The organism is Pseudomonas sp. NPDC087185, assembly GCF_044744955.1.
Taxonomy (GTDB): domain Bacteria; phylum Pseudomonadota; class Gammaproteobacteria; order Pseudomonadales; family Pseudomonadaceae; genus Aquipseudomonas.
Genome location: NZ_JBIUZK010000002.1, coordinates 270,398 through 290,011, shown reverse-complemented (window position 1 = coordinate 290,011; position 19,614 = coordinate 270,398). Strand labels below are relative to the sequence as shown.

Here is a 19,614-nt window from a genome sequence, read left to right as displayed (position 1 = left end):
CAGGCTTAAACCCGGGGCAGGCTCCATCGGCACCGCGAAAATGCTTACTGCAGTTCGGGCGGAATGCTCGATACCATGGGTGCTGCACCCTGGTTATCGACCGGCACGGCGATTTCCACCGGCATGCCATCTTCAGCCGCGACCACGTCGCGCACCATGTCCCAGTTCATGCGCAGATTGTTCGCCAGATCTTCACGCTTGAGCAATGCGTTGATCACAGCCGTGTGCTTGTCGACCACCGACGGGTTGCCATTGTCATCCAGCGGCGTATGCGCCTCCAGATATACCTTGCCAGCACCAATGCCGAACTTGTAGGGCTCGTTGATGATGCGCACCGGCGTACCCACCGGCACCATCTTCGACAGTTCCAGCACGTTGTTATTGAGCATGCGGAAGCACCCGTGGCTAGTGCGCATGCCAATGCCGAACTTCTTGTTCGAGCCGTGGATCAGGTAACCCGGAACACCTAGCGTGAACTTGAACGGCCCCAGCGGGTTGTCCGGCCCTGCCGGCACCACGGTGGGCAGGATGTCGCCGTCGGCGGCGTGTTCGGCACGGATCGAGGCCGGCGGCGTCCAGGTCGGGTTCGGGGTCTTGGCAGTGATCTTGGTGTTGGCGATGGGCGAACCCCAGCCTTCACGGCCGATACCCAGCGGGAAGGTGTGCACCACGTTCTGCCCTTTCGGGAAGTAATAGAGGCGGTATTCGGCAAGGTTGATGACGATGCCCTCGCGCGGCCCCGGCGGCAGCACGTAGCGTGTCGGCAGGATGATCTCGGTACCGGCACCCGGCAGCCAGGGGTCGACACCCGGGTTGGCGGCGATCATTTCCAGGTAGCCGAGGTCGTTGGCGGTGCCGATGTCGGCAAAGGTGTCCTCGTACTTGGCCTTGATCACCTGTACCTGGCCAACGACGTCTTCACCGGGCGGCGGCAGCGGCAGCTCCAGTGCAACGGCGGGGCCAGCGACCAGCAGGCCGGCCAGGGTCAGGCAACGGGTGACGGCGGGAAAGCGCGGCAACATCCGGTAAATCCTTCGAAAGGTGGGTCAAGAGGATCGATTGTACACCTGCCCCAGGCCAAGCGGGAGGCATTGGCGGCCAACATACGTTTCAGATGATGAAAGGCACCCGGAGTTCCTGGGCCAAGGGCGCTGTCAGAGCTCTGGCCAGATCGGGCGCATGCCGCGTCGCTGGGCGTCGAGGATCGCCCGGCACAGGTCGCACAAGCGGCTGTCACGGTAGATCGAGCGCTGTACGCCGGACCACCGCGGTTGCGCCGGCAGCAGGCCGCCACACAGGGTACGATCGACCGGCACGCCCAATTCGAGTTGGCGGGCGGCGAGGTGGACACGAATTTCCTGGCAAGCGAACAGGTCGAGCTGCTCATCGGGCTCGATCAGTTGATAGGCATACAAGGACCAGGCAGGGCGCGGCATCGGGGGCTCTCGAAACGGGGGGCGCAACCTTAGCCGAAAGCCGGTCCCGTTTAAAGCATCACAGCAAGGGTTTTATCGTCGGCCAGGCATTTTCCAGCAAACGCAGCTGGGCCCCCTGCGCCGGATGGATGCCATCGGCCTGCATCATCTCCGGCACCCCCCCTACGCCCTCGAGGAAAAACGGCACCAGCGCCACCTGATTGTCCGCCGCCAGCTGTTCATACACCTGAGCGAAGGCCGTGGTGTAGCGCACCCCGTAATTGGGCGGCAGGCGCATCCCCAGCAGCACCACCTTGGCACCTGCCTTGCGCGAACGCTCGATCATCGAGGCAAGATTTTGTTGCAATTGCTCGGGGGGCTGCCCGCGCAGCCCATCGTTACCGCCCAGCTCCAGTACCACAAGGCTTGGCTTATGCGCTGCAAGCAGCGCCGGCAGCCGCGCCTGGCCGCCTGCGCTGGTGTCGCCACTGATCGAGGCGTTGACTACCTGATCGTCGAAACCTTCGTCCTTGAGCCGGGTCTGCAACAAAGAGACCCACCCCTGGCGGGTATCCAGGCCAAAACCGGCGCTGATACTATCGCCGACAACCAGCAGTGTTCCCGCCGCCGCGCTCTGGGCCAGGCAATACAGGGCCAGACCGGCACTCAACCACCACACTCGCATTGGATTCTCCATGGGCCCCAGCATTCTCGTTGCGCAGCACCTTAGCAAAGTGGTCCCCAGTGCGGAAGGTGACCTGACCATCCTGCACGCACTCTCCCTCGACCTTGCCCAGGGCGACAGCCTGGCCATCGTGGGCGCCTCGGGCTCGGGCAAGTCGACCCTGCTCGGGCTGCTCGCAGGCCTCGACCGCCCCAGCGCTGGCAAGGTCATTCTCGCCGGGCATGACCTCGGCCCACTGGACGAAGACCAGCGTGCCCGGGTGCGTGCCGAGCATGTCGGCTTCGTATTCCAGTCATTCCAGCTGCTCGACAGCCTCAATGCGCTGGAAAACGTCATGCTGCCCCTGGAGCTGGACGGCCGCCGCGACGCCCGTGAGCAGGCCCATGCGCTGCTCGAACGGGTCGGCCTGGGCAAGCGCCTGAGCCACACCCCGCGCCAGCTGTCCGGTGGCGAGCAGCAACGGGTGGCGATCGCCCGCGCCTTCGCCGCTCAGCCTGCCGTGCTGTTCGCCGACGAGCCCACCGGCAACCTCGACAGCCACACCGGCGAGCGCATCAGCGACCTGCTGTTCGAACTGAACCAGGAGCGCGGTACCACGCTGGTGCTGGTCACCCATGACGAACGCCTGGCCCGGCGCTGCCGGCGCCTGATCCGCCTGGAGGCGGGCCACCTGGTGGCGCCGGTGGAGGCCTAGATGACACGCATGCCGCTGTCCCGCCTGTGCGGCCTGGCCTTGCGCCAGTTGCTGCGCGATATCCGCGCCAGTGAAGTGCGCGTGCTGTTCTTCGCGCTGTTGGTGGCCGTCGCGGCCAGCACCGCCATCGGCTATTTCGGCGCCCGCCTCAATGGCGCCATGCAACTGCGCGCCAGCGAGTTCCTCGGCGCCGACCTGGTATTACAAGGCGGTGCGCCGGCGCGTGACGAACAACTCAGTGCCGGCAAGGCGCTGGGGCTGCGCCACGCCCAGGTGGTGGAATTCACCAGTGTGGTGGGCGGCGACGCAGGCATTCAACTGTCGAGCATCAAGGCCGCCGACGGAGCCTACCCGCTACGCGGCCAGGTGCGCAGTGCCGCCGCGCCCTATGCCGAGGAAACTGCCGGCGGCGGCCCGGCGCCTGGCGAGGCCTGGGTCGAGCCACGCCTGCTGGCCGCCCTCGGGTTACGCGTCGGCGACAGCATCGACGTCGGCATGAAGACCCTGCGCATGAGCCGTGTACTGACGTACGAGCCGGACCGCGCCAACAACTTCTACAGCCTGACGCCACGGGTCATGATGAACCTGGCCGACCTGCAGGCCACGGGGGTCATTCAACCCGGCAGCCGGGTCAGTTACCGCGACCTATGGCGCGGTGATACGCAAGCGTTGGCGCAGTATCGTGAAGGGCTGGAGAAGAACCTCGCCGCCAATCAGCGCCTGCTCGACACCCGCGATGGCAACCGGCAGATCGGCGGCGCCCTGGGCAAGGCTGAACGCTACCTGAACATGGCCAGCCTGGTGGCGGTGCTGCTGGCAGGCGTCGCCGTGGCGCTGTCGGCCAGCCGTTATGCCACGCGCCGCCTGGACGCCAGCGCCCTGCTGCGCTGCCTGGGGCTGTCGCGTCACCAGGCGCTGGGCTTGTACTGCCTGCAGCTGGCGATGCTCGGCCTGGTCGCGGCATTGGCAGGCGCCCTGCTCGGCTGGCTGGCGCAACTGGGCCTGTTCCGTTTACTGCATGGCCTGCTGCCCAGTGTAGTGCCGCCCGGCGGCATCCTGCCGGCACTGGCCGGCATCGCTACCGGCCTGGTTGCCCTGGCCGGCTTCGCGCTGCCGCCACTCGCTGCCCTTGGCCAGGTGCCGCCGCTGCGCGTGCTGCGCCGTGACCTGCTGCCCGTGCCACCCAGCAGCTGGCTGGTGTACGGCGCCGCCCTGCTTGCGCTAGGCCTGATCATGTGGCGCCTGAGCCTCGACCTGCTGTTGACCTTCGCCCTGCTCGGTGGCGGGCTGATTGCCGCATTGGTACTGGGCGGCCTGCTTCTGCTTGGCCTGCGCAGCTTGCGGCGCATACTGGCAGGCGCACCGTTGACCTGGCGCCTGGGCCTGGGCCAGCTGTTGCGCCACCCCATGGCCGCTGCTGGCCAGGCATTGGCGTTTGGCCTGATCTTGCTGGCCATGGCCCTGGTCGCGCTGTTGCGGGCGGAGCTGCTCGATACTTGGCAGGCACAATTGCCAAAAGATGCACCCAATCATTTTGCCTTAAACATCCTGCCTGATGATCGTGCGCCTTTTGCCCAGCGCCTGCACGAGGTCAATGCGACCTCGGCGCCGCTGTATCCGGTAACGCCCGGCCGGCTGATCCAGATCAACGAGCAACCCGTGCAACAGCTCGTCAGCAAGGATTCCGCCGGCGAACGTGCCGTGCAACGCGACCTCAGCCTGACCTGGGCTGCCGACCTGCCGGCAGGCAATGCGCTGACCGCAGGTGACTGGTGGCAAACGCCGCCTCCTGGCGATGAAACCCCCGGCGTGTCGGTCGAGGCGGAACTTGCCGCCAGCCTGAAAGTGCAACTGGGTGACTTGCTCACCTTCGACATTGGCGGTGAACAACGCCAGGCCCGCGTCAGCAGCCTGCGCAGCGTGCACTGGGACAGCTTCCAGCCGAACTTCTACATGATCTTCCAGCCCGGTACCCTGCAGGGCTTGCCCACCACCTACCTGACCAGCTTCTACCTGGCACCGGGGCATGACCTGGACGTCGTGGCGCTGTCAAGGGCGTTCCCGGCAGTGACCATTTTGCAGGTTGATGCCTTGCTGGATCAGTTGCGCAGCATCCTCGCCCAGGTCACCCTGGCAGTGGAGTACGTCCTGCTGTTCGTCCTTGCGGCGGGGTTGGCGGTGCTGTTCGCAGGCTTGCAAGCGACGCTGGATGAGCGCATTCGCCAAGGCGCCCTGCTGCGTGCGCTGGGCGCGGCGCGGCCACTATTGGTGAAAGCGCGGCGTATCGAGTTCGGGCTGCTGGGCGCGGCCAGCGGTGCGCTAGCCGCGCTGGGATGCGAGCTGATTACCCTGGTGCTGTACCGCTATGCGTTCGACCTGCAGTGGAGCCCACACCCGTGGCTGCTGGTTATGCCGCTGGTGGGCGCGCTACTGGTCGGCGGTGCCGGTGTGCTGGGGACGCGGCGGGCGCTCAATGCCAGCCCGCTGGCCGTGCTGCGGGAAGGCTGACGTGCAGGGGGACAGCATCACTCACTGCCCGTAGGTGATGCTGTTCACGTACCAGGTTGCCTCACCCGTGGGCGTGTGCACCAACACTTCGTCCCCCTCCTCCTTCTTGAGCAGGGCTCGCGCCATGGGCGAATCGATCGAAATGTAGTCGTTGCGTCCATAGATCTCGTCATAGCCGACAATGCGAAACTTCAGGGTCTCGCCTTCATCATTGTCGATCTCGACCCAGGCACCGAAGAACACCCTGCCCTCCTGCTGCGGCGAGTAGGCCACGACCTTGACGTCCTCGAGGCGTTTGCGCAGGTAACGGACCCGACGGTCGATCTCGCGCAGCAGCTTCTTGTTGTACTGGTAGTCGGCGTTCTCGCTGCGGTCCCCCAGCGAGGCGGCCCAGGCCACCTTCTGGGTGATTTCCGGGCGATACACCCGCCACAGATGGTCGAGCTCTTTCTTCAGCGCTTCATAGCCTTCTGTGGTGATGATATTCGTGCTCAACGGCGCGCTCCTCAGCGTCGGGTAATCAGGCCTTGGCGCGCGATACGGGTGAGGTGGCCAATTACGTCGGCAGCGTCGTGCGCAGCAGGCGCCTGGATCACTGCCAAGTCGAAACGGTCGCTGCCAAACTGCTCCAGGTGGCACGTGGTGTCGGCAAACTGGATGAGAAAGGCGCGGGCCTGGCCCTTGCGGCGCGACAAACCTTCAAGGTGATGCAGGAGGGTGGGCTGATGCTGGCCACCGAGCAGGATGCGCGGCGTGCGGGCGGCCTGGCTGGCAGGCAGGGGGCTCAAACAGACACTGGTACGTGGACAACTCATGGAGTTTTTCTCTGCCTCGCAAATCCCGCTGGGCAGCGGTGGAGGCGTCACCGAACCAGCGCTTTAGCGGTATTTCGGATGACCCGTGGCTAGGCTGTCCTGCGCCCCGCAAGTAGCTGTTTAAATCGGCGCAAGCGGTATGCTAGAGCGACACGCCGCAAGCTGCAAGCCCCAAGTGATCAGCTTGGGGCTTGCAGCTTGCGGCTTGGGGCCAGTCAGCGAGCGATCAGACGGTCCAGCGAGAAGCGACCGGCACCTTCGATCAGCACTGCCACGGTGCCGGCCATCAAGGCCAAAGCGAATTCATAGCCATTGTTGGACATGAACAGGCCGTTGCCGATGTGCACCGAGAAAATGGCCACCACCAGCGTCACGCTCAATACCAGTGCCGCCGGGCGAGCCAGCAGGCCGATCACCAGGGCCAGGCCACCGAAGAATTCGGCGCTGCCGGACAGCAGGGCCATCAGGTAGCCCGGTGCCAGGCCGATGCTTTCCATCCACTGGCCGGTGCCTTCCAGGCCGTAGCCGCCAAACAGGCCGAAGAGTTTCTGCGCACCGTGCGCCATGAAGATGATGCCGACCAGCATACGGACCACGGTCAGGCCCAGGCCAGCGCGGGTGGAGAGCAGTTGGGTGATGGCGTTGTTCATTGAGTAACTTCCTTGAAAGCTGGGATGTTGTGTTGGGATGGGCGCCATCATAATCAATCTTGCAGATATGAAAATCGCAAAAAACCCAAGATAACAATCGACAAAATCGATTTGTCAGCGCTTAACTACACGCTCCAGAACGGCGCGTTCACGGTTGAACGCGAGGAAGTACTTGTTCACGCTGTTGACGAAGTTGACCGGCCCCATGCCCACCTGCTCCATGGCTATACGTTCGGTCTGAAAGAACCACTGGTTGCCATTGAGCCCACGCTTGCGCGCCTCGGCACGCATCGCCTGAACACGCTCCGGCCCCAGGTTGTAAGCCGCCAGCACAAAGGCCATGCGCTCACGCTCGTTGATCTGCGGGCTGGCGAAGAATTTGCGGCGGATCAACGCGAGGTAGCGGGCGCTGGCCTGGACGTTGCCGTCGACTGTGGCGGTGTTGCCCACTCCGACACGCTGGGCGGCCGAAGGGGTGATCTGCATAAGGCCATGCGCGCCGCCGCTGCCACGCGCCGCCGGGTTGAGGGTCGATTCCTTGAAAGCCAGCGCCGCCAGGTTGAGCCAGTCGATCTGCTGCGCCTCGCCATGTTTCTGCAATACCGCGCGCAGCGAGCTCAGGCGCTGACGGTCTTTTTGTGCAAGTGGGTTGTGCACACGGTACTGGCGCCGGTAGATGCGCTCGAACGCGGCGTCCTGGTTCTCCGGTGCCCGGTAGCCCTGCAGAAAGCGGTCGACCGTGGCCTGCAGCAGGGTTGCATCACGCCGCACGTACCAGCGCATGGCCTGCGGCTGGCCCAGTTGCAGGCGCGTGTCCAGACGCAGGCGCGGCATCACCCGGGCCCAGCGCTGGGCGATCGGCCGCTCCACCACGGTCAGGTGATAGATGCCGGCCTGGACCATTTCCAGCACATCTTCCACCGCCAGGGTTGAATCGACCCATTCGATCTTGACCGGCGGCCGCTTGCGCAGCGCCAGTTGCTGGTTGATTTGCTGGATCAACGCACCGGCGGCGCTGGCACTGGTCAGCGCCACGGTACGGCCGGACAGCTGCTCGACACGGGTGAAACTGCGCTCGCCCTTGCGCCCGACCAGCCACAACGGTACCTGGTCCAGCACCGGAGCACTGCTATTCACCCCGCCCACCAGCGCCGGGTCGAGCAGCTCACCTGGCGCGGCAAGGTCGCCCTCGCCGCGCTGCAGCGCCCCCAGCAGTTGCTCCTTGGCCCGCGGGATCAGCTTGATGCGCAGCTGTTGCCCGTCGCCAGCCCGGGCATTGAGGTAGTGTTCGAGCGCACGCAGACGGTAGTACTCGATGCCGACCGGCTCGCCCTTGACCTCACCCGAGCTGTTGCGGCTCTGGTTGACCAGCACCCGCAGCACCTTGCTGCTGCGAATCTGCTCAAGGTCGCGGGCCTTGCTCGTCGGTACGCTTTGCTGCGGCCCAGGCAGGCGTGCGTAGGCGGGGCCGACAGCCATCAGCCCAAGCATCAACAGCAGGGTGAGCATGTGTCGCAGCATGCGAAAACGTGTCCGAGGTCGGTAGGCAGCGTCCATGATGGTACGAGCAATTCGTGACAAATGACGGAAAAAGACCACGACAACTGCCTGAAGTTCTTGGGTTTTTTCCGAAAATCGCGCTTTTTGCTATGCTGGCCGCCCCGCGGCACGAGATAGCACCATGCAACTGATCGATATCGGCGTCAACCTGACCAACAGCAGTTTCCACGACCAGCAGGCCGCCATCGTCGAGCGCGCCATCGAAGCGGGCGTGGTGCAGATGATCCTGACCGGCACCAGCCTTGCGGTCAGCGAGCAGGCGCTTGAACTGTGCCAGCAGCTCGACCCCGACAGCCAGCACCTGTTCGCCACGGCCGGCGTGCACCCGCACGATGCCAAGGCCTGGGATGCAAACAGCGAACGGCAACTTCGCCTGCTGCTGGGTGAATCGCGTGTGCGAGCCGTTGGCGAATGCGGGTTGGATTTCAACCGCGACTTCTCCCCTCGCCCACTCCAGGAAAAAGCGCTGGAGGCGCAGCTGACGCTGGCTGCCGAGTTGCAGCTACCCGTGTTCCTGCATGAACGCGATGCCAGCGAGCGCTTGCTGGCCATGCTGAAGGGTTACCGCGACCACCTGCCGGCAGCCGTGGTGCATTGCTTTACCGGCGAGCGCGAGGCGCTGTTCGCCTACCTGGACATGGACCTGCACATCGGCATCACCGGCTGGATCTGCGATGAGCGCCGGGGCACGCACCTGCATCCGTTGGTGGGCAATATTCCAAGCGGGCGCCTGATGCTCGAAAGCGACGCCCCCTACCTGCTGCCACGCAGCCTGCGGCCCAAACCCAAGAGCGGGCGCAACGAGCCGGCGTTCTTGCCGGAAGTCTTGCGCGAGGTGGCACTGCATCGGGGAGAACGCCCTGAGGACACGGCAGCGCATACCACCGCGACGGCTCGGGCATTCTTCAAGCTGTAACGGGCCTGAGTCGGCATAAACCATTTGTTGATACACATCAAAACCTCCCTGGCTTGAGCGGGCACAATGATGGCACCTTGCCAATAATGTTTCCGCTCAACTCAGAGAAGACCTACCCATGGGTGCCTGGCTTAGCAATATTTCCCTGAAGTACAAATTCTGGGCCGTCAACGCAGTGGCCTTTGTCACAACCTTGATGCTGGTGCTCTATGCCGTGCACCTGGAGCAGCGCGCCCGCGCCGAGGCTGCGCAGGTTCAGGCGCAATCCCAGGCCGAGCTGTTGGCCGCCTGGCCCGCAGGGCTTGCCCTGCCCCGCCAGGCCAACGTGATCACCTGGCAACCCGGCCAGCCCCCGACATTTGCCGGCGAAAACCTGGAAGCCCTGCGCAATGCGCAAGGCTGGGTTGCCTTGCCAGCCGCCTGGGTGCTCGGCGACAACCCGCTGCGCGGCGCCCAGGTAATACGCCACGGCGACCAGCAAGTGGCAGTCCTGGCCCAGGCACCCAGCGTGCGCCAGGTGTTCTTCGAACGCTTCGCCAACTACGCCGTCTGCGTGCTGGTCCTGATGCTGGCGATGCTCTGCGCTTCGCAACTGCTGATCCGCTTCCTGCTCAGCCAGCTCAACACCCTCAAGGACGTCATGCTGCACGTGGAGAGGACCGGCGACCTGTCGGCCCGCGTGCCGCTGGCCTGCGGTGACGAAGTCGGGCAGATGGCTGGCGCCTTCAATGCCATGCAGACCACCTACCACCGGGTGGTCAGCACCGTGGCACGCACCGCCGGGCAACTCGACTCGGGCGCCGCGCGCCTGGCCACCAGCATGAACGACGTGCGCCACGGCATGCTCGGCCAGCAGAGTGAGACCGACCAGGCCGCCACGGCAATCAACCAGATGTCCGCCACGGTGCACCATATCGCCCAGCATGCCGGCGCCACCCGCGACCTGTCACAGACCGCCGACACCCTTGCCGGCAGCGGGAAGGACGTGGTCAACCGGGTGCAGGACTCGATTGCCGGGCTGTCCAGCGGCGTACAGCAGACCGCCGAAATGATCCGCCAGCTAGCCGAAGACAGCCAGAAGATCAATGGCGTGGTCAATGTGATCCACAGCATCGCCGAACAGACCAATCTGCTGGCACTCAACGCAGCCATCGAGGCCGCACGCGCCGGCGACCTGGGCCGCGGCTTTGCCGTGGTCGCCGATGAAGTGCGCAGCCTAGCCAAGCGTGTGCAGGCCTCCACCGACGAGATCACCGGCATGGTCGCCGACCTGCAGGCCGGCACCCGCGATGCGGTGGAATTCATGCAGGAAAGCTCGTACAAGGCTGATGACTGCGTACGCCAGGCCCAGGAAGCCGGCGCGGCGCTGGCCGAGATCACCGGTGCGGTGGCGCAGATGCGCGAGAGTAACACCCAGATTGCCGTCGCCGCCGAGCAGCAGAGCCAGGTGGCGGAAGAAATGAACCGTGCGGTGGTGAGCATTCGCGATGTCACCGAGCAGACCGTGCAGCAGACGGTTGATTCGGCCACGACCAGCAACGAGCTGGCGACCCTGGCCGGCGAGCTGAACAAAGCCATTGGCCAGCTCAAGCTATAGTCACCATAGCCAGCCTCGATTGGCTGCGATCACAGGGGCGCACTAAGCTTTGGGCATGACCGTGAGGAAATGCCCATGAGCAAACGTCTGCCCAACTTGCCCGCCTGGCAATGGCGCGGCTACCACCACAACCATCGCCACCCGACCAACCTGGTGCTGCACCTGATTGCCGTACCGCTGTTCATCCTCGGCGCCCTGCTGGTGCTGTCGGGGCTTTTCGCCCTGGACCTGGGCCAGATCGCCGTCGGCGTCATCGCCCTGATCGCCGGCCTGGGCCTGCAGCGCCAAGGCCACCGCCTGGAGGCCGAACAGCCAGAGCCGTTCGCCAACCGCAAGGACGCCATGCAGCGCCTGCTGACCGAGCAGTTCATCACCTTCCCACGCTTCGTGCTCAGCGGCGCCTGGTGGCGCGCCTGGCGTGAGCGGCACAAGCATAGGCACTGAATCTCAAGCAAAGACCGTAACCGTCTGCCGGCTCAACGCCAGCAACTCGCCTTCAGCCGTCCACAAAGCGGCTGCCGCATGCCCGTAGCCATCCCGTGCATGCTCGGTTTCGACGCAGTAGCGGCACCAGTCCAGGGTCGACAGGCTCGCAACCGGCTGCACGAACTCGATGGTCCAGGTCAGTGTGCTGCCTGCCGCGGGTTGTTTCAGGTAAGGCATCAGGCTGGGCGGCCAGGCATCGACAAGGGCCAACAGGTGAGCCTCGTTGACCTGCGCTTCAGCCACATCCCGCAAGCGCACCCAGCCACCCATGTGCCGTGAGGAGTTGCCAGTGAACGGCAACCCGCCAACCGCCCACCGCAGCGCGACATGGCGCATGAATTCTGGTGTCACGCCTTTGATGTACGGAAGCTCTGCAGCCGCGTCCTCTAGCCCTTTCATCGGCATGGGCGGCTGGGCCGGAACGTTGACTACCGATGGCCGGCCAGCGCCGAAATTGCCCTGCACCAAGGTCACCACCTGGCCCTCCTGCACTGCCCGGCCGAGCAACGTGCTGACCGCCTTGCCCTCGCGCAGCACTTCGACCTCGAAACGGGTTGGCACGTCAGGCGCGGCCGGGGCGACGAAACTGATGGCCAGGGAACGCACCGGACGGTTGTCGGAGAGTTTCAGGCGCATGGCCTCATAGACCATGGCGGCCATCAGGCCGCCGAAGGCAGCACGCCCCTGGGCCCAATTGGCTGGGATACTGACGGCTTCGGGGTTTTCTCGCACGGCGTCGAGCAGTTGGTTGAAATTCATTAGCCGGCTCCTGCAACAGCGAAAGGTGTCAGCCAATACTATCCAGCAAACCCGCCCCGATCAGCCCGCATATCGGTCATTTGCCGGGCTTGCGCCGCTCCAGCGCCGCCTGCAAGGCATCCAGCGTGGCGTCGGCCTTGCGTTCGGCCTCATGAAGCTCCTGCTCCCAGTCGTCCTTGCAGGGCGCAAGGTCTGCATGGCTTTGCGCCTGCAGCAGCCACTGCAGGCGGTCATGCCAGTTACCCAGGTCGCCCTGGGCCTTTTTCAGCAGGCCCTGCAGCCGCTTCCCGGCATGGTCGAGCTGGGGATAGGCCTGATCGCCGTAACGCACGCGCTTGATCAATAGCCGCAGGCGGTGGCGATCATGGGCGGGATCCTGCAAGGCTTCATCGAGCTTGCGCCATTGCCTGGCCAGGCGTTTGTCCACGTGCCTGCCCAGCGCCTTTACCAAACCCTCACGGTCCGCAGCACGCAGGAACAGAGGGAAGGCATCGAGGATCGCCAGTACCCGGCCCAACTGCGGGCTGCCGGCCACACTGGAGAAGCCTGCCGCACGCCCTTGCAGGCGCCGTTGCCCGGCGTCAGCCAGGCCACGCGCGATCAATTCGCCCGCCAGCACCTCGCGGTCACGCAACGGCGTGGTCAGGGCGCCAAGGGCCTTGGCCGCCGCCTCCAGCTGCTCGACACCAGGCAACCCCTTCAGCGGACGCAACAGGCTGCGCAGGCGCCGCAGCCCGATCCGCAGGTCGTGCAACGCTTCGCTGTCGGTGTCGGCGGCCAGGCGCTCACGACAGGCCAGCAGGCGCACCTGCAAGGCCAGTACCTGGGCAACCACGTGGTCAAGCATCGCAGACATACAGCGCTCCTTGGTCAGCGCCCGGCGCGCGACTCACGAATGTAGAAACGCGCCTTCTCGGCTTTTTTGCTGCAACCCTCAAAACCTTCGAACTGCTGCTGAGTCTTGGCCCCCGTGAGCAACGACAAGGCCTTGGAGTAACTGACAGTGCCGGCAAACCCTTCAGCCTTTGCCAGGTCGAGCTCCTTCCAGGCGGCATCGAGCTGCGTCGCGCAGCTGTCACGGTAGGCCGTCTTGCCCGCACAGCCAGCAAGGGCCAGGGCAATCAGAGGAAGGCAGATCCAGGCTTTCATCGGTGTTACCTCAAAAGGTTGAAATAGAGTGGCTGTTCGACGCGCGGGCAGCTGAAAAGTGCCGCGCCCGGCGTGTTTTGCCTAGAGTCTACATTGAAGCACAGGCAGCGATCGGTGCATTGTAGGACCATCGTTGCACAGGCCGAGGTAGATCATGACTAAACGTGTAGCGCTGGTATTGGGATCGGGGGGCGCGCGGGGTTATGCCCATATCGGCGTCATCGAGGAAATCGAGCGGCGCGGGTACGACATTGCCTGCATCGCTGGCTGCTCCATGGGGGCAGTGATTGGCGGCATCTATGCGGCAGGTAAACTCGAAGAGTACCGTAACTGGATCGAAAGCCTGGACTACCTGGACGTGCTGCGCCTGGTCGACGTCAGCTTTCGCCTTGGTGCCATCCGCGGTGACAAAGTCTTCGGGCAGATTCGCAAGATTGTTGGCGAGATCAACATCGAGCAGTTGCGCATCCCCTACACGGCAGTGGCCACCGACCTCACCCACCAGCAGGAAATCTGGTTCCAGGAAGGTTGCCTGCACCAGGCCATGCGCGCTTCGGCAGCGATTCCAAGCCTGTTCACACCGGTGATGCAGGGCAACCGCATGCTGGTCGACGGCGGCATCCTCAACCCACTACCGATCGTCCCGGTGGTGTCCAGCCATTGCGACCTGATCATCGCCGTCAACCTCAACTCGACCAACCAGAAGCAGTACCAGCTACCGGTGATCGAACGGCCTGCAGCGTTCAAGATGCGCTTCGACGCGCTGCTCAGCTCGCTGGGGTCGCGCCTGCCGTTTCGGCGCAAACCAGCCGAGGAGCTGATGCGCATCGAGCAGGAGATAACTGCCGAAGGGTTGGCCCCGCCCAACCCTTGGCTGGCCGACACCGCCGACCCTGCGGGCCAGCAACCCGCGGCGGCCCCCGAGAGCGAGGGTGCGCCCAAGTCGGCCACGGGGTCGTTCATCATCGACAACGTGGGGCCGGCTTCGCTGCTGGACCTTATCAACCAGAGTTTCGAGGTGATGCAGACGTCGCTGGCACAGTACAAGATCGCGGGGTATCCACCGGATGTGCTCATCAACGTGCCCAAGCGGGTTTGCCGGTTCTTCGAGTTCTACAAGGCGCCGGAGCTGATCGCCCTGGGCAGGGAGATTGCGCGGGATACGCTGGACAACTATGAGGGGGAAAAGCGCTAGCCATGTTTCGTCAGTGCCGCCCCCTTCGCGGGTAAACCCGCTTCTACAGAGACCCTTTCGGCTGCCAGGCTGCAGAGTACCCGCGAGGGGCCGGGCCTGACACCACAAACAAAACAGGCCGCATATACGCGGCCTGTTTCGTTAGCAGACAGTCACTCAGTAACGCGTGATGTCCGCGCTGCCTTCCAGCTGCTTGCGGTAAGCCGCAAAGTCCTGCTGGCCAGCACGCGACGCGAGGTAGCGGCGGATCTGCTGCTTCTCTTCGTCGCTGGCGGCGGCGCCTTCGTTGACGCCCTTGAGCTGCAGCACGACCAGGCTGCCGTCGGCCAAAACCACACTGCCGTATACCGGCTTGTCCTTGGCTTGCGGCTTGGCCAGGCGGAACAGCGCCTGCAGCTCGGCCGGCTCGATACCGTCCTGGCCACGGGTCACTGCCTCGTATGACTTCCAGCTCTGCCCGTCGTGTGCGGTACCGGCAGCGATTGAGCCGTCCTGCAGGCCAGCGATCAGCTTGTCCGCCTTGGTCTTGAGTTCGGCAGTGGCCTTCTCTTTGGCCAGGTGTTCACTGATGTTCTTGGCCACGGCTTCCAGCGGCATCTGCTCTGGCTTGCGGTGTTCCTTGACGCGCAGCACCACGGTGGTTTCCGGGTCCAGCTCGATGGCGGTGCTGTTGGCAGCCTCCTCCAGCACTTCCTCGGAGAACGCAGCCTGGACCACGGCACGGTTGGCGGTAATGCCTTCGCCACCCTCACGGCCGAACGGCGCCGAGGTGTGTACCTTGAGGTTCAGGTCCTGGGCCGGCTGGGCCAGGTCGGCAGCCTCGTAGGCAGCGTCCTGCAACTGCTTGCTGGCATCGACGTAACGCTGCTCGACCAGCGGGGTCTTCAGGTCACGGGTCAGCTTGTCCTTCAGGCTGGCAAAGGTCGGGACTTCAGGCGCCTGCTTGCCCAGCAGCTTGATCAGGTGATAACCGAACTCGGTGCGTACCGGGGCCGAAACCTGGCCATCGTCGAGCTTGTACAGCGCGTCTTCGAAGGCTGGGTCATAGACACCAGGGCCTGCGAAACCAAGGTCACCACCGCTGTTGGCGGAACCTGGGTCCTGGGAGAACTCCTTGGCCAGCTTGGCGAAGTCTTCACCCTTGGCCAGGCGCTGCTCGACTTCTACGATGCGGGCCTTGGCCTGGGCATCGGCGACCTTGTCATTGACCTCGATGAGGATATGCGCGGCATGGCGTTGCTCGGCGAGGTTGGCGATTTCCTTCTCGTACTGCGCCTTGAGCTCGTCGTCGCTGACCTTGACCTGGTCGAAGAATGCCGACTTTTTCAGCTCGACGTAATCGATGACCACTTGATCAGGGGTCATGAACTCCTTGGCGTGCTGTTCGTAGTGGGCCTTGACCTCATCATCGCTGACCTTGACCGCGGCCGGGTTGGCCTTGAAGGTCAACGAGGCGAAGTCGCGGGTCTGGTTTTCCAAGCGAGCGAAGGCGTCGACCTGCTTGTCGGTGACGAAGCTGCTGCCGGCAATACCGGTGCGCACCTGGCCGATCAGCATTTCTTCGGCGAGCATTTCGCGGAACTGCATACGGCCATAGCCCATCTGGCGGATGACCTGGTCGAAACGGTCGGCGCTGAACTTGCCATCGACCTGGAATTCCGGCGTTTGCAGGATCACTTGATCCAGCGCGGCCTCGGAGAAGGCGAACTTGGCGTCTTCGGCGCCCTGCAGCAGCAGTTTGCGATCGATCAGCCCTTTGAGCGCGGAGTCGCGCAGCAATTTTTCGTCCAGCATGGCTGGGTCGAAATCCTTGCCCAGCTGTTGCATCAGCTGACGGCGCTGCATGTCGGCCGCCTGGCTCAGCTCGTTCTGGCTGATGGTCTGGCCGTTTACCTTGGCGGCGTCCTGGCTATGGGTGGCGGCCTGGAAAATGGCCTCGAAGCCGGTCAACGCCATCAATACGACGATGAGGCCGATGATGGTCTTGGCAATCCAACCTTGTGAATTGTCCCTGATATTTTGCAGCATGCGTCCCCCCAGAAACGGCTGTACCACTGCGTCGACAACCGCGGAGCGTGGGTAGAATCCTGATAAAAGAAAGGCGCATCCGAGGATGCGCCTTTTCTTAGCAAACGTGTCAGGCGGGAACGTTTGCGCCCCGCCTTCAGCGTGCTCGGACCTGGCTAGGCCCGGTCCGGCTGAAAGAGACGACTTAGTTGACGGCGTCTTTCAGGCCTTTGCCAGCCTTGAAACCTGGAACCTTGGCGGCTTCGATCTTGATCGCCTTACCAGTTTGCGGGTTACGGCCAGTACGCTCGGCGCGGTCCTTGACCGAGAAGGTACCGAAGCCAACCAGAACGACGTCGTCGCCTGCTTTCAGGGCACCGGTCACGGAGTCAATTACTGCGTCCAGCGCGCGGCCGGCTACAGCTTTCGGGATGTCAGCAGATGCGGCGATAGCGTCAATCAGTTCCGACTTGTTCACTCGAAGTCCCCTTATTTCTCAATTGAGTTTGTTTCTAAGTATGTAATGAAAAGCTTATGAAACGTGCGCTGGGTGGCGTGTTGACAATAGCGTGCCGCTTTATAGCAAGGCCCCGAAAAAACTGTCAAGGAAAGCCCCCCAGCTAAAAACTACTAATGCGTGCTGATTCTTTCCTTAGCATCGCCGTCGCGCTTTTCATCTTTCGCGACAATCTCAGGAGCCACATCTGGCAAGGGCTCCGGGGCGTATTGCAGCGCAATTTGCAGGACTTCGTCAATCCATTTGACCGGTTTGATCTGAAGATCCTGTTTGATATTTTCTGGAATCTCCTTCAGATCGCGAACATTCTCCTCCGGAATGATCACCGTCTTGATCCCACCGCGGTGTGCCGCCAGCAGTTTTTCCTTCAGCCCACCGATGGCCAGTACCTGGCCACGCAGGGTGATTTCGCCAGTCATGGCCACGTCGGCACGTACCGGAATCTGCGTCAGCGCCGACACCAGCGCGGTGCACATGCCGATACCGGCGCTTGGGCCGTCCTTCGGCGTGGCGCCCTCGGGCATGTGGATGTGCACGTCGTGCTTCTCGTGGAAATCGGCGGCAATCCCCAGGCTGCGGGCACGGCTGCGAACCACGGTCTGCGCGGCGGTGATCGATTCGACCATGACGTCGCCCAGCGAGCCGGTCTTGATCAGCTGGCCCTTGCCGGGGATGACCACCGACTCGATAGTCAGCAATTCACCGCCCACCTGGGTCCACGCCAGGCCAGTCACCTGGCCGATCTGGTCCTGCTGCTCGGCCAGGCCGTAACGGAACTTGCGCACGCCCAGCAGGTGCTCGAGCTGTTCGCTGGCGACCTTGACCTTGACCTGCTTCTGCCCGGTATGTTCCTTGACCACCTTGCGGCAAACCTTGGCGATCTGCCGCTCGAGGCCACGCACACCGGCTTCGCGGGTGTAGTAACGGATGATGTCGCGAATCGCCGAGACGTCGACCTCCAGCTCTTCCTTCTTCAGCCCGTTGGCCTTGACCTGCTTGGGCACCAAGTACTTGACCGCGATGTTGATCTTCTCGTCCTCGGTATAACCTGGCAGGCGGATGACTTCCATGCGGTCGAGCAGCGCCGGCGGGATGTTCATCGAGTTCGAGGTGCACAGGAACATCACGTCCGAAAGGTCGTAGTCGACCTCCAGGTAATGGTCGTTGAAGTTGTGGTTCTGCTCGGGGTCGAGCACTTCCAACAGCGCCGAGGCCGGGTCGCCACGCATGTCGCTGCCCATCTTGTCGATCTCGTCGAGCAGGAACAGCGGGTTGCGGACACCCACCTTGGTCATCTTCTGGATCAGGCGGCCAGGCATCGAACCGATGTAGGTACGGCGGTGGCCACGGATCTCGGCCTCGTCACGCACGCCGCCCAGGGCCATGCGCACGAACTTGCGGTTGGTCGCTGCGGCGATCGACTCGGCCAGCGAGGTCTTGCCGACGCCAGGCGGGCCGACCAGGCACAGCACCGGGCCACGGATTTTCTTCACGCGCTTCTGTACGGCGAGGTACTCGAGAATGCGTTCCTTGACCTCTTCCAGGCCATAGTGGTCGGCATCGAGAATTTCCTCGGCCTTGGTCAGGTCCAGGCGCACCTTGCTCTGGGCCTTCCACGGCACCTGCACCAGCCAGTCGAGGTAGGACCGCACCACGGTGGCCTCGGCCGACATCGGCGACATCTGCTTGAGCTTGTTCAGCTCGGCCTGGGCTTTGGCCAGGGCGTCTTTCGGCAGGCCAGCGGCTTCGATGCGCTTTTTAAGCTCTTCGACTTCGTTGTGGCCTTCGTCGCCATCGCCGAGCTCCTTCTGAATGGCCTTCATCTGCTCATTCAGGTAGTACTCGCGCTGGCTGCGCTCCATCTGCTTCTTGACCCGGCCACGAATACGCTTCTCGACCTGCAGCAGGTCGATTTCGGCGTCCAGCATCGCCAGCACGTGCTCAACGCGGGTCGACAGGTCAACGATCTCGAGAATTTCCTGCTTCTGCTCGATCTTCAGCGCCATGTGCGCGGCCATGGTGTCGACCAGGCGGCCAGGCTCTTCGATGCTGTTGAGCGATGACAGCACTTCGGCGGGGACTTTCTTGCCCAGCTGCACGTACTGCTCGAACTGCGACAGCAGCGTGCGCACGAAGACTTCCGACTCGCGCTCGGCGGCGTCGGTTTCGTCGATCAGGGACACTTCGGCACGAATGTGCCCATCAACTTCGGTAAAGCGCTCAACGGCGCCACGCTGCTCGCCCTCGACCAGCACCTTGACGGTGCCATCCGGCAGCTTCAGCAGTTGCAGCACGGTTGCGACGGTACCGACACGGTACAGGGCGTCTTCGCCCGGATCGTCGTCAGCGGGGTTCTTCTGGGCCAGCAGAAGGATCTGCTTCTCGCCAGTCATCGCAGCCTCAAGGGCCTCGATGGACTTCTCACGCCCCACAAACAGCGGGATGACCATATGCGGATAAACGACGACATCGCGCAATGGCAAAAGAGGCAAGTCGAGGGTGGTCTTCATGATTTCGCCTCTACAGCGGCCTTATGGCCGGAAACCGGTGGAAATGATGCTTGGACCTAATGTGGGGGCACGCCTGGGAAATTACAAGCGCTTGCATAGGAAAAGCAGAAAGGGGCCCGTAGGCCCCTTTCTTGCTAGCTGGCAACAGCCG

At 63.5% G+C, this 19,614-nt stretch carries 19 protein-coding genes; 6 read left to right on the top strand and 13 right to left on the bottom strand.

The features are described 5' to 3' along the window. Positions 1 to 44 precede the first annotated feature (44 nt). The 3 genes from ACIPIJ_RS06630 to ACIPIJ_RS06620 all read right to left on the bottom strand — a co-directional run bounded on the left by ACIPIJ_RS06630 (position 45) and on the right by ACIPIJ_RS06620 (position 2,100). Complete coding sequence (locus tag ACIPIJ_RS06630; protein WP_401074066.1) at positions 45 to 1,022, bottom strand: L,D-transpeptidase family protein; 978 nt, start codon at positions 1,020 to 1,022, stop codon at positions 45 to 47. Between the two features lie 132 nt (positions 1,023 to 1,154). Continuing rightward, the gene (locus tag ACIPIJ_RS06625; RefSeq protein WP_401074063.1) at positions 1,155 to 1,436 is read right to left on the bottom strand and encodes a hypothetical protein; all 282 of its coding nucleotides are present in this window, start codon (positions 1,434 to 1,436) and stop codon (positions 1,155 to 1,157) included. 58 nt (positions 1,437 to 1,494) lie between these two features. Beyond that, the gene (locus ACIPIJ_RS06620) at positions 1,495 to 2,100 is read right to left on the bottom strand and encodes an arylesterase (RefSeq protein ID WP_401074061.1); all 606 of its coding nucleotides are present in this window, start codon (positions 2,098 to 2,100) and stop codon (positions 1,495 to 1,497) included. A 10-nt stretch (positions 2,101 to 2,110) separates the two neighbouring features. Between ACIPIJ_RS06620 and ACIPIJ_RS06615 the strand changes: the two genes are divergently transcribed. Together ACIPIJ_RS06615 and ACIPIJ_RS06610 are read left to right on the top strand one after the other, a co-directional pair. Continuing rightward, complete coding sequence (locus ACIPIJ_RS06615) at positions 2,111 to 2,794, top strand: ABC transporter ATP-binding protein (protein WP_401074059.1); 684 nt, start codon at positions 2,111 to 2,113, stop codon at positions 2,792 to 2,794. Beyond that, the gene (locus ACIPIJ_RS06610) at positions 2,795 to 5,302 is read left to right on the top strand and encodes an ABC transporter permease (protein WP_401074056.1); all 2,508 of its coding nucleotides are present in this window, start codon (positions 2,795 to 2,797) and stop codon (positions 5,300 to 5,302) included. It abuts the gene before it with no gap. 21 nt (positions 5,303 to 5,323) lie between these two features. On the opposite strand, the gene greB is transcribed toward ACIPIJ_RS06610, so the two are convergent. From greB to ACIPIJ_RS06590, 4 genes are all read right to left on the bottom strand, one after another. After that, positions 5,324 to 5,797: a transcription elongation factor GreB gene (gene greB, locus ACIPIJ_RS06605; RefSeq protein WP_401074054.1), complete on the bottom strand. Its 474-nt coding sequence runs from the start codon at positions 5,795 to 5,797 to the stop codon at positions 5,324 to 5,326. Positions 5,798 to 5,808: 11 nt separating this feature from the next. Then, positions 5,809 to 6,117: a hypothetical protein gene (locus tag ACIPIJ_RS06600; RefSeq protein ID WP_401074051.1), complete on the bottom strand. Its 309-nt coding sequence runs from the start codon at positions 6,115 to 6,117 to the stop codon at positions 5,809 to 5,811. Positions 6,118 to 6,332: 215 nt separating this feature from the next. After that, the gene (locus tag ACIPIJ_RS06595) at positions 6,333 to 6,767 is read right to left on the bottom strand and encodes a DoxX family protein (protein WP_401074049.1); all 435 of its coding nucleotides are present in this window, start codon (positions 6,765 to 6,767) and stop codon (positions 6,333 to 6,335) included. Between the two features lie 114 nt (positions 6,768 to 6,881). Then, positions 6,882 to 8,288 (bottom strand): transglycosylase SLT domain-containing protein, encoded by a 1,407-nt coding sequence (locus tag ACIPIJ_RS06590; protein ID WP_401074046.1) that lies wholly within the window; start codon positions 8,286 to 8,288, stop codon positions 6,882 to 6,884. A gap of 160 nt (positions 8,289 to 8,448) precedes the next feature. Here ACIPIJ_RS06590 and ACIPIJ_RS06585 point away from each other — a divergent pair, with 160 nt between their 5' ends. The 3 genes from ACIPIJ_RS06585 (at position 8,449) to ACIPIJ_RS06575 (ending at position 11,284) form a co-directional block, all read left to right on the top strand. Next, positions 8,449 to 9,243, top strand: a complete 795-nt coding sequence (locus tag ACIPIJ_RS06585) for a TatD family hydrolase (protein ID WP_401074043.1) — start codon at positions 8,449 to 8,451, stop codon at positions 9,241 to 9,243. Positions 9,244 to 9,361: 118 nt separating this feature from the next. Continuing rightward, the gene (locus tag ACIPIJ_RS06580) at positions 9,362 to 10,840 is read left to right on the top strand and encodes a methyl-accepting chemotaxis protein (RefSeq protein ID WP_401074040.1); all 1,479 of its coding nucleotides are present in this window, start codon (positions 9,362 to 9,364) and stop codon (positions 10,838 to 10,840) included. Between the two features lie 75 nt (positions 10,841 to 10,915). Then, complete coding sequence (locus ACIPIJ_RS06575; RefSeq protein ID WP_401074037.1) at positions 10,916 to 11,284, top strand: Mpo1-like protein; 369 nt, start codon at positions 10,916 to 10,918, stop codon at positions 11,282 to 11,284. 3 nt (positions 11,285 to 11,287) lie between these two features. Here ACIPIJ_RS06575 and ACIPIJ_RS06570 read toward each other — a convergent pair whose 3' ends face one another. The 3 genes from ACIPIJ_RS06570 to ACIPIJ_RS06560 form a co-directional block, all read right to left on the bottom strand. Continuing rightward, entirely contained in the window at positions 11,288 to 12,085 is a 798-nt protein-coding gene (locus ACIPIJ_RS06570) for an acyl-CoA thioesterase (protein ID WP_401074035.1), read from the bottom strand. 76 nt (positions 12,086 to 12,161) lie between these two features. Beyond that, positions 12,162 to 12,941, bottom strand: coding sequence for a CHAD domain-containing protein (locus ACIPIJ_RS06565; RefSeq protein ID WP_401074032.1), 780 nt, complete (start codon positions 12,939 to 12,941; stop codon positions 12,162 to 12,164). 14 nt (positions 12,942 to 12,955) lie between these two features. Further along, positions 12,956 to 13,234: a hypothetical protein gene (locus tag ACIPIJ_RS06560; protein ID WP_346615432.1), complete on the bottom strand. Its 279-nt coding sequence runs from the start codon at positions 13,232 to 13,234 to the stop codon at positions 12,956 to 12,958. 154 nt (positions 13,235 to 13,388) lie between these two features. Between ACIPIJ_RS06560 and ACIPIJ_RS06555 the strand changes: the two genes are divergently transcribed. Continuing rightward, the gene (locus ACIPIJ_RS06555) at positions 13,389 to 14,429 is read left to right on the top strand and encodes a patatin-like phospholipase family protein (protein WP_401074030.1); all 1,041 of its coding nucleotides are present in this window, start codon (positions 13,389 to 13,391) and stop codon (positions 14,427 to 14,429) included. A 156-nt stretch (positions 14,430 to 14,585) separates the two neighbouring features. Here the strand turns inward: ACIPIJ_RS06555 and ACIPIJ_RS06550 are convergent, their stop codons facing one another. The 3 genes from ACIPIJ_RS06550 to lon form a co-directional block, all read right to left on the bottom strand. Then, entirely contained in the window at positions 14,586 to 16,457 is a 1,872-nt protein-coding gene (locus ACIPIJ_RS06550) for a SurA N-terminal domain-containing protein (protein ID WP_401074028.1), read from the bottom strand. A 184-nt stretch (positions 16,458 to 16,641) separates the two neighbouring features. After that, positions 16,642 to 16,914 (bottom strand): HU family DNA-binding protein, encoded by a 273-nt coding sequence (locus ACIPIJ_RS06545; RefSeq protein WP_172220696.1) that lies wholly within the window; start codon positions 16,912 to 16,914, stop codon positions 16,642 to 16,644. A gap of 152 nt (positions 16,915 to 17,066) precedes the next feature. Then, complete coding sequence (gene lon, locus ACIPIJ_RS06540) at positions 17,067 to 19,463, bottom strand: endopeptidase La (protein ID WP_401074025.1); 2,397 nt, start codon at positions 19,461 to 19,463, stop codon at positions 17,067 to 17,069. Positions 19,464 to 19,614 lie beyond the last annotated feature (151 nt).

What these genes read in the sequence shown, in the direction of transcription:
- ACIPIJ_RS06630 (WP_401074066.1), bottom strand. Translation starts at nt 1,022, where the DNA reads ATGTTGCCGCGCTTTCCCGCCGTCACCCGTTGCCTGACCCTGGCCGGC.
- ACIPIJ_RS06625 (WP_401074063.1), bottom strand. Translation starts at nt 1,436, where the DNA reads ATGCCGCGCCCTGCCTGGTCCTTGTATGCCTATCAACTGATCGAGCCC.
- ACIPIJ_RS06620 (WP_401074061.1), bottom strand. Translation starts at nt 2,100, where the DNA reads ATGCGAGTGTGGTGGTTGAGTGCCGGTCTGGCCCTGTATTGCCTGGCC.
- ACIPIJ_RS06615 (WP_401074059.1), top strand. Translation starts at nt 2,111, where the DNA reads ATGGGCCCCAGCATTCTCGTTGCGCAGCACCTTAGCAAAGTGGTCCCC.
- ACIPIJ_RS06610 (WP_401074056.1), top strand. Translation starts at nt 2,795, where the DNA reads ATGACACGCATGCCGCTGTCCCGCCTGTGCGGCCTGGCCTTGCGCCAG.
- ACIPIJ_RS06600 (WP_401074051.1), bottom strand. Translation starts at nt 6,117, where the DNA reads ATGAGTTGTCCACGTACCAGTGTCTGTTTGAGCCCCCTGCCTGCCAGC.
- ACIPIJ_RS06595 (WP_401074049.1), bottom strand. Translation starts at nt 6,767, where the DNA reads ATGAACAACGCCATCACCCAACTGCTCTCCACCCGCGCTGGCCTGGGC.
- ACIPIJ_RS06590 (WP_401074046.1), bottom strand. Translation starts at nt 8,288, where the DNA reads ATGCTGCGACACATGCTCACCCTGCTGTTGATGCTTGGGCTGATGGCT.
- ACIPIJ_RS06585 (WP_401074043.1), top strand. Translation starts at nt 8,449, where the DNA reads ATGCAACTGATCGATATCGGCGTCAACCTGACCAACAGCAGTTTCCAC.
- ACIPIJ_RS06580 (WP_401074040.1), top strand. Translation starts at nt 9,362, where the DNA reads ATGGGTGCCTGGCTTAGCAATATTTCCCTGAAGTACAAATTCTGGGCC.
- ACIPIJ_RS06575 (WP_401074037.1), top strand. Translation starts at nt 10,916, where the DNA reads ATGAGCAAACGTCTGCCCAACTTGCCCGCCTGGCAATGGCGCGGCTAC.
- ACIPIJ_RS06570 (WP_401074035.1), bottom strand. Translation starts at nt 12,085, where the DNA reads ATGAATTTCAACCAACTGCTCGACGCCGTGCGAGAAAACCCCGAAGCC.
- ACIPIJ_RS06565 (WP_401074032.1), bottom strand. Translation starts at nt 12,941, where the DNA reads ATGTCTGCGATGCTTGACCACGTGGTTGCCCAGGTACTGGCCTTGCAG.
- ACIPIJ_RS06560 (WP_346615432.1), bottom strand. Translation starts at nt 13,234, where the DNA reads ATGAAAGCCTGGATCTGCCTTCCTCTGATTGCCCTGGCCCTTGCTGGC.
- ACIPIJ_RS06555 (WP_401074030.1), top strand. Translation starts at nt 13,389, where the DNA reads ATGACTAAACGTGTAGCGCTGGTATTGGGATCGGGGGGCGCGCGGGGT.
- ACIPIJ_RS06550 (WP_401074028.1), bottom strand. Translation starts at nt 16,457, where the DNA reads ATGCTGCAAAATATCAGGGACAATTCACAAGGTTGGATTGCCAAGACC.
- lon (WP_401074025.1), bottom strand. Translation starts at nt 19,463, where the DNA reads ATGAAGACCACCCTCGACTTGCCTCTTTTGCCATTGCGCGATGTCGTC.